9 protein-coding genes are annotated in these 10,826 nt (G+C 72.0%); 4 read left to right on the top strand and 5 right to left on the bottom strand.

The window, feature by feature from the left end:
- The coding region (locus tag ABZY44_RS36110) for a GNAT family N-acetyltransferase (protein ID WP_356661512.1) at positions 1–389 on the bottom strand (389 nt) is incomplete at its 3' end.
- A gap of 263 nt (positions 390–652) precedes the next feature.
- On the opposite strand from ABZY44_RS36110, the gene ABZY44_RS36105 reads away from it, so the two are divergent.
- Positions 653–1,354, top strand: a complete 702-nt coding sequence (locus ABZY44_RS36105) for a nitroreductase family protein (protein ID WP_356661510.1) — start codon at positions 653–655, stop codon at positions 1,352–1,354.
- Positions 1,355–1,425: 71 nt separating this feature from the next.
- Positions 1,426–2,349: a zinc-binding dehydrogenase gene (locus ABZY44_RS36100; protein ID WP_356661508.1), complete on the top strand. Its 924-nt coding sequence runs from the start codon at positions 1,426–1,428 to the stop codon at positions 2,347–2,349.
- A gap of 87 nt (positions 2,350–2,436) precedes the next feature.
- On the opposite strand, the gene pruA is transcribed toward ABZY44_RS36100, so the two are convergent.
- Together pruA and ABZY44_RS36090 are read right to left on the bottom strand one after the other, a co-directional pair.
- Positions 2,437–4,068, bottom strand: coding sequence for an L-glutamate gamma-semialdehyde dehydrogenase (gene pruA / locus ABZY44_RS36095; protein ID WP_356661506.1), 1,632 nt, complete (start codon positions 4,066–4,068; stop codon positions 2,437–2,439).
- Positions 4,069–4,100: 32 nt separating this feature from the next.
- Entirely contained in the window at positions 4,101–5,027 is a 927-nt protein-coding gene (locus tag ABZY44_RS36090) for a proline dehydrogenase family protein (protein ID WP_356661504.1), read from the bottom strand.
- 209 nt (positions 5,028–5,236) lie between these two features.
- Between ABZY44_RS36090 and ABZY44_RS36085 the strand changes: the two genes are divergently transcribed.
- On the top strand, positions 5,237–6,505 hold the full coding sequence (locus tag ABZY44_RS36085; RefSeq protein ID WP_356661502.1) for a helix-turn-helix domain-containing protein: 1,269 nt from the start codon (positions 5,237–5,239) through the stop codon (positions 6,503–6,505).
- 30 nt (positions 6,506–6,535) lie between these two features.
- Here ABZY44_RS36085 and ABZY44_RS36080 read toward each other — a convergent pair whose 3' ends face one another.
- Positions 6,536–7,144: a TetR/AcrR family transcriptional regulator gene (locus ABZY44_RS36080; RefSeq protein WP_356661500.1), complete on the bottom strand. Its 609-nt coding sequence runs from the start codon at positions 7,142–7,144 to the stop codon at positions 6,536–6,538.
- A 103-nt stretch (positions 7,145–7,247) separates the two neighbouring features.
- Here ABZY44_RS36080 and ABZY44_RS36075 point away from each other — a divergent pair, with 103 nt between their 5' ends.
- Complete coding sequence (locus ABZY44_RS36075) at positions 7,248–8,783, top strand: MFS transporter (RefSeq protein ID WP_356661498.1); 1,536 nt, start codon at positions 7,248–7,250, stop codon at positions 8,781–8,783.
- A gap of 138 nt (positions 8,784–8,921) precedes the next feature.
- Here the strand turns inward: ABZY44_RS36075 and serA are convergent, their stop codons facing one another.
- Positions 8,922–10,511, bottom strand: a complete 1,590-nt coding sequence (serA, locus tag ABZY44_RS36070; RefSeq protein WP_356661496.1) for a phosphoglycerate dehydrogenase — start codon at positions 10,509–10,511, stop codon at positions 8,922–8,924.
- Between the last annotated feature and the right edge of the window lie 315 nt (positions 10,512–10,826).

Below are 10,826 nucleotides of genomic sequence, written 5' to 3'. Positions count from 1 at the left end.
CCACATCCCGGGGTCGTGTTCGAGCAGTCCGGCGTAGAGGGCGGCCGGGTGGTGGGCCTTGAGCCAGGCGGACTGGAGTGCGGGCACGGCGAAGGGGCGCTGAGCGCGCCCAGTACGTAGGCCCGCGCGACGACCCCCTCCAGCGACCGCATCACCACCCCGCCGAGCCCGGACCGCCGCCGGTCGGCGCGCACGGCCACGGCCTCGACGTACCCGGTGCGCAGCGCCCGTCCCGCGTGCACGACCCGCCGCTGCACGACGCTCCCGTGCGCGACGAGCTCCTCGCCGTCGTACACCAGCGCGTGCATCCCTCCGAGCGCGTGCTCGAAGTCCTCCGCCCCGAAGTCCCCTTCGAAGGCGGCGTCGAGCAGCTCCCGCACCCGGCGCATCTCCCACTCGGCGACCTGCGAGGTGTGCCGCAGGAACACCGACCGCAGGGCCCTCGTGCGCGCGCGGCTCCCCGGTCCCCCGCCGCCGTCTGCCGCAGCACCGTGCGGACCCGCTCCCCTGTCCCCGTCAGCCATGACGGGACCGTACCAAGCGGACTCCCCGGCACCGGTCCCCGCTATACGGACGCGCAGTGGCGCCCACCGGCCGGATTCGGCCGACGCGGGTCTGGCGGTCTGGACCATTGCCTCGGCAGACTCGGCGCATGTCGCCCGATACCCAGCAGTGGACCCCGATCCACGGCCAGCCCTACCGTCCCGCCGCCTACCGGCCCGAGCGGATGCCGAGCGAGGAATCCCTCGCGCGCGCCGCCGAGTTGCGGACGCGGATGGACGAGCGCAGGACCGTACGCCACTTCTCCCCCGACCCTGTCCCCGAGCAGGTGGTCCGCGACGCCGTCGCGTGCGCCGCGACCGCGCCCTCGGGGGCGCACCAGCAGCCGTGGACCTTCGTCCTGGTCAAGGACCCGGCCGTACGGGAGCAGATCCGCGCGGCCGCCGAGCAGGAGGAGCAGCTGTCCTACGACGGCCGGCTCGGTGACGAATGGCTGGCGGCGCTGCGCCCCATCGGCACCGACGCCGTGAAGACCCACCTCACCGACGCCCCGGCCATGATCGTGGTGTTCCAGCAGCGCTACTGGCTCGGCGACGACGGTACGAAGCACAAGCACTACTACGTCGACGAGTCGGTCGGCATCGCGGTCGGCATGCTGCTGTCCGCCCTCCACCTGTCGGGCCTGGCCGCGCTGATCCACACCCCGAGCCCGATGCGCTTCCTCTCCCAGGTCCTGAACCGCCCGGAGAACGAGAAGGCCTTCGCGGTCATCCCGGTCGGCTACCCGTCCGAGGACTGCGAGGTCCCGGACCTGGTCCGCAAGTCCCTCGACCAGGTCATGACCGAGGTCTAGTGCCGCACTAGGACGCGGACCGCGTGGCACTACCGTGAGACCTTCACAAGATCGACAACGGGAGGTCCCCCATGCTCCGCATCCGCCACGAGGTCAACGGCGGCCCCGAAGTCCTCTTCGCGGAGGACGTCCCGGTACCCGGCCCGGGGCCGGGTGAGGTCCTCGTCCGTTCCGAGGCCGTCGGGGTGACCCTGCCCACCGTCCGCAAGGTCCGGGAGGGCAGCACGGCGACGCCGTTCGGCGGCGAGGTCGCCGGGCGGATCGCCGCCACCGGAGAGGGGGCCGCGGGCTTCGCCGTGGGCGACCGCGTCACGGGGCTGTGCTTCGCCGACGCCTACGCCGAGTTCGCGGTCCTGGGCGCCGCGATGACCTCCCGGATCCCGGACGGCGCGAGCGCCGTCGAGGCGGTCGCCCTGGTCCGCAGCGGGCTGGTGGCACGCGGCGCGTACGAGGCCGCGCGCGTGGAGCCCGGGGAGTCGGTCCTGGTCACGGCGGCCGCCAGCGCCGTGGGGACGCTCGCCCTGCAGTTCGCCAGGGCCGGCGGGGCGAGCCGCGTCGTCGCCGCCGTCAGCAGCGCCGGCAAGGCGGCGTTCGTACGGGGCCTCGGCGCCGACGAGGTCGTCCTGTACGAGGACGCCGACTGGGGAGCCCCGTACGACGTGGTCCTCGACGGCGTCGGCGGCGATCTGCTGGGCCCCGGCGTACGGGCCCTGGCGACCGGAGGCCGGCTGGTGGCCTTCGGCTCCGGCGGCGGCACGGTGGACGCCTACGAACTCCTGGTCCGCGGCGCCTCGGTGACCGGTTTCCAGATGCGGGCCATCGCCACCGGCAAGCCCGAACTGTACGAGCGCTGGCGGCGCGAGCTGTGGGAGCTGTGGGAGGCGGGCACCTTGCGCACCGCCGTGCACGAGGAGATCCCCCTTGCCGAGGCGGCCCGCGCGCACGCCGTGATCGAGCGGCGCGGGAACCTGGGCAAGGTCGTGCTCGTCCCGTAGGAGGGCGCGGACCCGCCCGGACATGGGACCACCCCCGCTCCGGACTTGGGGGTACCGGAGCGGGGGCGGGGTTCAGCGGGGCCGGGATCAGCCCATGTGGGGGTAGCCGTACTCGGTCGGCGCGACCAGCGTCTCCTTGATGGAGCGGGTCGAGGTCCAGCGCTGCAGGTTCGTCGCGGCGCCGGCCTTGTCGTTGGTGCCCGAGGCGCGGCCGCCGCCGAAGGGCTGCTGGCCGACGACGGCGCCGGTCGACTTGTCGTTGATGTAGAAGTTGCCCGCGGCGAAGCGGAGCTTCTCCATCGCGTCGGCGGCCGCGTAGCGGTCCCCGGCGATGATCGAGCCGGTCAGGGCGTACGCCGAGACGGACTCCATCTGCGCCAGCATGGCGTCGAAGTCGGCGTCCTCGTACACGTGGACCGCCAGGATCGGGCCGAAGTACTCGGTCGTGAAGACCTCGTTCTCCGGGTCCGTGCACGCGATGACGGTCGGGCGGACGAAGTAGCCCTCCGAGTCGTCGTACACGCCGCCCGCGACGATCTCGCAGGTCGGGTCGGCGATGGCACGGTCGATGGCGGCCTTGTTCTTCGCGAAGGACCGCTCGTCGATGACGGCGCCGATGAAGTTCGTCAGGTCGCGGACGTCACCCATGGTGATGCCGTCGATCTCGGCCGCGAAGGCCTCCTTGAAGCCGTCGTTCCAGATCGAGGCCGGGACGTAGGCGCGCGAGGACGCCGAGCACTTCTGGCCCTGGTACTCGAAGGAGCCGCGGGTCAGCGCGGTCTTGAGGGTCGCGCGGTCCGCGGACGGGTGCGCGACGACGAAGTCCTTGCCGCCGGTCTCGCCGACCAGGCGCGGGTAGGACTTGTACTTCTCGATGTTGGTGCCGACCGTCTTCCACAGGTGCTGGAAGGTCTTGGTCGAACCGGTGAAGTGGATGCCCGCGAGCTCGGGGTGCGTCAGCGCCACCTCGGAGACGGCGATGCCGTCGCCCGTCACCAGGTTGATGACGCCCTTCGGCAGGCCGGCCTCCTCCAGCAGCTCCATGAGGAGGACCGCGGAGTGGGTCTGCGTCGGGGACGGCTTCCAGACGACCACGTTGCCCATCAGGGCCGGGGCGGTCGGCAGGTTGCCCGCGATGGCGGTGAAGTTGAACGGCGTGATCGCGTAGACGAAGCCCTCGAGGGGGCGGTGGTCGCTGCGGTTCCAGACGCCGGCCGAGTTGGCACCCGGCTGCTCGGCCAGGATCTGGCGGGCGAAGTGCACGTTGAAGCGCCAGAAGTCGACGAGCTCGCACGGGCAGTCGATCTCGGCCTGCTGCGCGGTCTTCGACTGGCCGAGCATGGTGGAGGCGGCCAGCTTCTCGCGCCACGGGCCGGCCAGCAGCTCGGCGGCGCGCAGGATGATCGCGGCGCGGTCGTCGAAGGACATCGAGCGCCAGGCCGGGGCGGCGGCCAGGGCGGCGTCGACGGCCTCCTGCGCGTCGGCCTGGGTGGCGTTAGCGTACGTACCGATGACCGACTTGTGGTCGTGCGGCTGCACGACGTCGAAGCGCTCGCCGCCGCCCATCCGCTTGACGCCGTTGATGGTCATCGGGAGGTCGATCGGGTTCTCGGACAGCTGCTTCAGCTGGGTCTCGAGGCGCGCGCGCTCCGGGGTGCCGGGGGCGTACGAGTGGACCGGCTCGTTGACCGGCGCGGGGACCTGGGTCACAGCATCCATGAAACTGGTAACTCCTTGAGCTAGTGGGGTGCCTAGTTCTTGGTGATCATCGAGCGGAGGAAGAAGAGGAGGTTGGCGGGCTTCTCCGCGAGGCGCCGCATGAAGTAGCCGTACCAGTCGGTCCCGTACGCCGTGTAGACGCGCATCCGGTGTCCTTCGGCGGCCAGGCGCAGGTGCTCCTCGCTGCGGATGCCGTAGAGCATCTGGAACTCGTACTCGTCCAGTTTGCGCCCGGCCTTGCGCGCGAGCTCCTGGCCGATGGCGATCAGGCGCGGGTCGTGGGACCCGATCATCGGGTAGCCGTCGCCGTCCATGAGGATCTTCAGGATGCGGACGTACGCCTTGTCGATCTCGGCCTTGTCCTGGTACGCGACCTCGGCGGGCTCCTTGTAGGCGCCCTTCACGATCCGTACGCGGCTGCCCGCGGCGGCCAGGCGCCGGGCGTCGGCCTCGGTGCGGAAGAGGTACGCCTGGATCACGCAGCCGGTCTGCGGGAAGTCGCGGCGCAGCTCCTCGTGGATGGCGAACATCGAGTCGAGGGTGGTGTGGTCCTCGGCGTCCAGGGTGACGGTCGTGCCGATCGCGGCGGCGGCCTCGACCACCGGGCGGACGTTGGCGAGGGCCAGCTCGTGGCCGCCTTCCAGCGCCTGGCCGAACATCGAGAGCTTCACCGACATCTCGGCGGTCTCACCGAGGCCCAGGGTCGCCAGCTGCTCGATGAGCTCCAGGTAGGCGTCGCGCGCGGCGTGCGACTGCTCCACCGTGGTGATGTCCTCGCCGACGACGTCGAGGGTCACTTCCAGGCCCTTGCCCGTGAGGTCCTCGACGATCGGGAGCACCTGGTCGACCGTCTCACCCGGGATGAACCGGTTCACCACGGGCTTGGTCACCGGGGCGGCAGAGACGATTCGGCGCATCTTGTCGCTGCGCGAGGCGGCGAGGATCGCGGGACCCAGCACGGGGTACCTCCAACGGGTGGCTGACTGAGCTGAAGCAGGGCATACGGCCCCCCGCCGGGACGGCGGCGGCCATAGGGAGAACGCGAGTGAAACCACCGTGAAACCTAGGGATCTTCCTGATCCTCTGCCATCGACAGCTGTCACGCATCCGTGGCCGGGATCTCATACATCTGTCTGAGGAGCCGGTCGGCGGGTGGGAGAATGTGCGGGTGAAGGGCGATTACCAGGACCTGGTGGACGAGATCTCGGCGCTGCTCGGCGCTCCGGCGACGCTGGAGAACCGGGACTTCCGCCTCATCGCCTTCGGCGCGCACGACAGCGACAGCGACGGCAGCGAACTCGTACTGGACCCGGTACGGACCCGCTCGATCCTCACCCGCCAGTCGACCGCTGCCGTCCGCTCCTGGTTCGAGGGCTTCGGCATCGCCCGCGCCATCGGACCGGTACGGATCCCGGCGGCCCCGGAGGCGGGAGTGTTGCGGGGCCGGATCTGCCTGCCGGCGCGCCACCACGGGATCGTCCAGGGCTACGTATGGCTCCTCGACCAGGAGCCCAGCCCGGACGCGGGGGCGCTGGCGGCGGCCATGGAGGTGGCCCAGCGCATCGGCGTCCTCCTCGCCGAGGAGGCGCGGGCGGGAGCCGGCCTGTCCCGGGAGTTCCTGGCGGTGCTCACCGCCGGGCGGGGCCGGCAGCAGGACATGGCGGTGGCCGCGCTCCGGATGGCGCTCGGTCCGGGCGAGGAGGGACTGCACGCGGCGGTGTGCGTGAGCCCGTGGCCCGGGGAGGCTCCGGCGTCGGTCCCGGGAGCGGCGGCCGTGTGCGTGGTCCCCCGGCCCGGGGCCGGCGAGGAGGAGCCGGGCTCCGGCGCGCGCGGCCCGGACGGGCCGGCCGGCCCGGGACGGCGGTCCCTGGCGGTCCTGATCCGGATGCGCGGTACGGACCCGCTGGCCCCGGCCATGACGGCGATCGCGCGGCTGATGCCCCGCGGGGCGGCCGGACCGGGCGCCACCGCGTCCGGGGCAGCCGGGGCGGCCGGGGCGACCGCCGGGGTGTCCGATCCCGTGCGGGCGCTCGCGGGACTGCCCGCCGCCTGGCAGCAGGCCGTCGCCGCGGCGCGGGCCGCGGGCGCGCGGCCGCGGCTGGGTCCGGTCGCGCAGTGGTCCGCCATCGGGCCCTACCGGATGCTGGCGTCGATGGCCGAGGAGGCCCTGGACGATCCGGCGGCCCGTGCCCTGCTCGGCCCGGCGCACCCCGAACTGGCCCGGACCGCAGAGGTGTTCCTGGACTGCGCGGGCCAGGCGGGCCGCGCGGCGGCGGTTCTGGGGATCCACCGCCAGACCTTGTACTACCGCCTCGCACGGGTGGAGCAGCTGACCGGCCTCGATCTCGACGAGGGTGAGGACCGGCTGCTCCTCCACATGTCCCTCAAGGCGGCCCGCCTGCACGGCCGGGGGCAGCGTCCGGCGCCGCCCGAGTAGCCGGAGGTCCCGGCCGCCGCGGCGGCGTTCCTACTCCGCTCGTCCGGCGCCGGCGGCCCCCGCGGGCCCGGTCTTCACCATCAGCTCCACCGCCCGCCGCATGCCCTCGGTCAGTTCCGCGGGCGTCGCGGCCGACGCGGGATCGAAGAGCCACTGCATCATGAACCCGTTCAGCAGGGCCTGGTAGAAGGCGCCGGCCGTGCGCAGATCCTCCTCGCCGAGCTCCTCCTCGGGCACGCCCGTGAACATCGAGACCAGCCCCTTGCGCCCCTCCCCCTGCGAGGCCGCCAGCATCGCCCGAAGTTCCGGCAGCCCCTCGCGGGTGAGCGCGATCTCCATGCTGGCCGCCCAGACCGGGCCGGACTCCTCATGACCGGCGTGCACCCCGTCCCACACCGAGCGGAAGCGCTCCAGTGAGCCGCCCTCCCCCGTCACGCCGTCGGTGAACTTGTCGCCCCACTCCTCGATCACGGCGATGAACGCCTGGGTGAGGAGCGCGTCCTTGGAGCCGTAGTGGTAGCCGATCGAGGCCAGGTTCGCGCCCGAGGCCTTGACGATGTCGCGCGCGGTCGTGCGCACGAAACCCTTCTCGACCAGGCACTTCTTGGCGCCTTCCAGCAAGTCTTCTCGATGTCCCATGCCCTCACGGTAGCCAGGACTCCCACCCGTTACAACTGTTCCAGACGATTGTCATATACATCCGTTCTAGACAGTCGTTTATGACGCTTGTACATTACTGCTCATGACGAACCCCGCAGCGCGTCTCGCCGGTCGCCGGGAATGGACCGCCTTCACCGTCCTCCTGCTTCCCCTGCTCCTGGTCTCGATGGACGTCTCCGTCCTCTACTTCGCCATCCCGGCCATCTCCCGGGAGCTCGACCCCACCGCCACACAGCAGCTCTGGATCTTCGACAGCTACGCCTTCGCCCTCGCCGGCCTGCTGATCACGATGGGCTCGCTCGGTGACCGCATCGGCCGCCGCAAGCTCCTGCTGGCCGGCGCGGCCGCCTTCGGGCTCGCCTCGACCGGCGCGGCCTACGCCACCAGCGCCGAGATGCTCATCGCGGCCCGCGTCCTGCTCGGCATCGGAGGCGCCACCCTGATGCCCTCCACGCTCGCCCTGGTGCGCAACCTCTTCCAGGACGACAAGCAGCGCGGCAAGGCCATCGCGATCTGGTCCGGCGCCATGACGGGCGGCATCGCGCTGGGCTCCGTGATGAGCGGAGTGATGCTCAACCACTTCTGGTGGGGCTCCGTCTTCCTGATCAACGTGCCCGCGATGCTGCTCCTGCTCGCCCTGGTCCCCGTGCTGGTACCGGAGTTCAAGGACCCGGCCCCCGGCCGCTTCGACCTGCTGAGCGTGCCGCTGTCCATGGCCGCCGTACTGCCCGTGGTCTACGGCCTCAAGGAGATCGCCGCCGAGGGCGTCACCCCGCTCCGCGCCGGCTGCCTCGCCGTCGGCCTGGCCTTCGGATACGCCTTCGTCCGCCGCCAGCGCACCCGTGAGGACGCCATGGTCTCCCGGACCCTCTTCCGGGGCCGCGGATTCGGCGCCGGCATCGGCCTGAACACCGTCGCCGCCTTCGCCATGATGGGCTCGGCCTACTTCACCACCCAGTACCTGCAGTCGGTGCTCGGCATGGGCACCCTCGAGGCCGCCCTGTGGAGCCTGGCCCCCTCGGTCGTCATCGGCGCCGCCGCCCCCGCCGGCGCGGCCCTCGCCCAGAGGACCGACCGGGCGTACGTCATCGCGGGCGGCTTCCTCCTCGCCGCAGCCGGGTTCGCCCTGATCGGCCTGGTCGGCACGGACTCGCTGTGGCTGCTGCTGGCCGGGGCCGGCGTCCTCGCCAGCGGCATCGTCACCGTGATGTCCCTGGTCTCCGACATGGCCCTGGGCGCCGCCCCCGCCGAGAAGGCCGGTTCCGCCGCCTCCTTGCTGGAGACGGGCCAGGAGTTCGGCGGCGCCCTCGGGATGGCCGTCCTCGGCAGCCTCGGCACCGCCGTCTACCGCTCCGACCTCGCGGACTCCGAGCCCGCCGTACGGGAGACCCTGGGCGGGGCCGTGGCCACCGCGCAGGAGCTCGGCGGCGAAGCGGGAGGACAGGTCCTGACCGTGGCCCGCGAGGCCTTCGTCCACGCGATGCAGTACGCGGCCTGGGGCGGTACGGTCCTGCTGCTCGCGGCGGCGGTGCTCGCCGCGATCCTGCTCCGCGGCCGCGCAGCCACCGCCCCGGCCGCCGCGCAGGGGGCCCTCGCCGACGAAGCACTCGCGCGCTGAGCGACGGAGGAAGGTCCGGGATCCGCGGCTCCGAGCCGGGACCGGGGGTCTGAGCCCCGTCCGGTGACAGCGGGAACACGAAAGGGCCCGGGGTTTCCCCGGGCCCTTCGCGTAGGTCCTGCGTCAGCTGCCGGAACGTCAGCGGAGGCTGACCGTACGGGCCGAGACCGCGCCGATCTCCGTGGCGATGTCCGCGAGGACGTTCACCGGGGCCTCGGCGTCGACCGTGAGGACAGCGAGCGCCTCGCCACCCTCCTCGGCGCGGGCGACCTGCATGCCCGCGATGTTCAGGCCGGCCTCGCCGAGGATGCGGCCGACGGTGCCGACCACGCCCGGGCGGTCGGCGTAGCGCAGGACGACCATCTGGTCGGCGAGCGCCAGGTCCACGTCGTAGTCGCCGATGCCGACGATCTTCTGCAGGTGCTTCGGACCCACGAGCGTGCCCGAGACCGAGACCTCCGAGCCGTCCGACAGGGTGCCGCGGACGGTCACCACGTTGCGGTGGTCCGGGGACTCCGACGAGGTGGTCAGGCGGACCTCGACGCCGCGCTCCTGCGCGAAGAGCGGGGCGTTGACGTAGGAGACCGTCTCGTCGACGACGTCCTCGAAGACACCCTTGAGCGCGGAGAGTTCGAGCACCTTGACGTCGTGCTGGGTGATCTCGCCGCAGACCTCCACGTCGAGGCGGACCGCGACCTCGCCCGCGAGGGCGGTGAAGATGCGGCCGAGCTTCTCCGCGAGCGGCAGGCCGGGGCGGACGTCCTCGGCGATGACCCCGCCCTGGACGTTGACCGCGTCCGGCACGAGCTCGCCGGCGAGGGCGAGGCGCACCGACTTGGCGACCGACACGCCGGCCTTCTCCTGGGCCTCGTCCGTGGACGCGCCGAGGTGCGGGGTGCAGACGACCTGGTCGAGCTCGAACAGCGGGGAGTCCGTGCAGGGCTCCTTCGCGTACACGTCGAGTCCGGCGCCGGCGACGCGGCCCTCCTTGATGGCCGAGTACAGCGCGGCCTCGTCCACGATCCCGCCGCGGGCGGCGTTGACGATGCGGACGGACGGCTTCACCTTGTGCAGGGCCTCGTCCCCGATGAGACCGAGGGTCTCGGGGGTCTTGGGCAGGTGCACGGTGATGAAGTCGGCGACCTCGAGGAGCTCGTCCAGCGTCAGCATCTTGACGCCCATCTGGGCGGCTCGCGCGGGCTGCACGTAGGGGTCGTACGCGACGATCTTCATACCGAAGGCCGACATGCGCTGGGCGACCAGCACGCCGATGCGGCCGAGGCCGACGACGCCGAGGGTCTTCTCGCTGAGCTCGACGCCGGTGTACTTGTTCCGCTTCCACTCGCCGTTCTTCAACGCGGTGTTGGCCTGCGGAATGTTGCGCGCGGTGGCGACGAGGAGGCCGCAGGCCAGCTCGGCGGCCGTCACGATGTTGGAGGTCGGGGCGTTCACGACCATCACGCCCGCCTTGGTGGCGGCGGACACGTCGACGTTGTCCAGGCCGACTCCGGCGCGGGCGACGACCCTCAGCTTCTTCGCGACGGCGATGGCCTCGGCGTCGACCTTGGTCGCGGAGCGCACGAGGATGGCGTCCACGTCGGCGATCGCGGGCAGCAGCTCGGCGCGGTCCGCGCCGTTGCAGTGCCGGATCTCGAAGTCCGGACCGAGCGCGTCCACCGTGGCGGGCGACAGCTCTTCGGCAATGAGTACGACAGGTTTCGAGCTCACGTGGGTCCTCACAAGTCCAGTGCGGACGGCCGTCCCGACGGCCGCAGGCGGTGGAGGGGGTAGCCGCGTGGAAGACGCACGACACTGTGGGCCTGACGCGTTGTGTTGAGCAGTGTAGTGGCGGATCCGGGATGGATTTCCGCCTCCACGGAAGGATCACCCGTCCGTGATTGGCCGGGACGGACAAGCGGGTCCCTTCGAGACCCGCTTCGCGCCTCCCGGTACCGGTGCGCGGCGGGGCCGGGAGTCACCGTCCCGGCCGGCCCGGGCCTGCTCGACGAAGGCCCGTACGGCGGGGGCTTCCCGCTCGGCGCG

It is taken from the genome of Streptomyces sp. NPDC006544 (assembly GCF_040611715.1).
Lineage (GTDB): Bacteria > Actinomycetota > Actinomycetes > Streptomycetales > Streptomycetaceae > Streptomyces.
The sequence above is the reverse complement of the archived record's forward strand: the minus strand, read 5'-3'. Positions and strand labels throughout refer to the sequence as shown.

Excerpts from the sequence above, each read along its gene's own strand:
- ABZY44_RS36105 (WP_356661510.1), top strand. The coding sequence starts at position 653 with ATGTCGCCCGATACCCAGCAGTGGACCCCGATCCACGGCCAGCCCTAC.
- ABZY44_RS36080 (WP_356661500.1), bottom strand. The coding sequence starts at position 7,144 with ATGGGACATCGAGAAGACTTGCTGGAAGGCGCCAAGAAGTGCCTGGTC.
- ABZY44_RS36075 (WP_356661498.1), top strand. The coding sequence starts at position 7,248 with ATGACGAACCCCGCAGCGCGTCTCGCCGGTCGCCGGGAATGGACCGCC.
- ABZY44_RS36100 (WP_356661508.1), top strand. The coding sequence starts at position 1,426 with ATGCTCCGCATCCGCCACGAGGTCAACGGCGGCCCCGAAGTCCTCTTC.
- pruA (WP_356661506.1), bottom strand. The coding sequence starts at position 4,068 with ATGGATGCTGTGACCCAGGTCCCCGCGCCGGTCAACGAGCCGGTCCAC.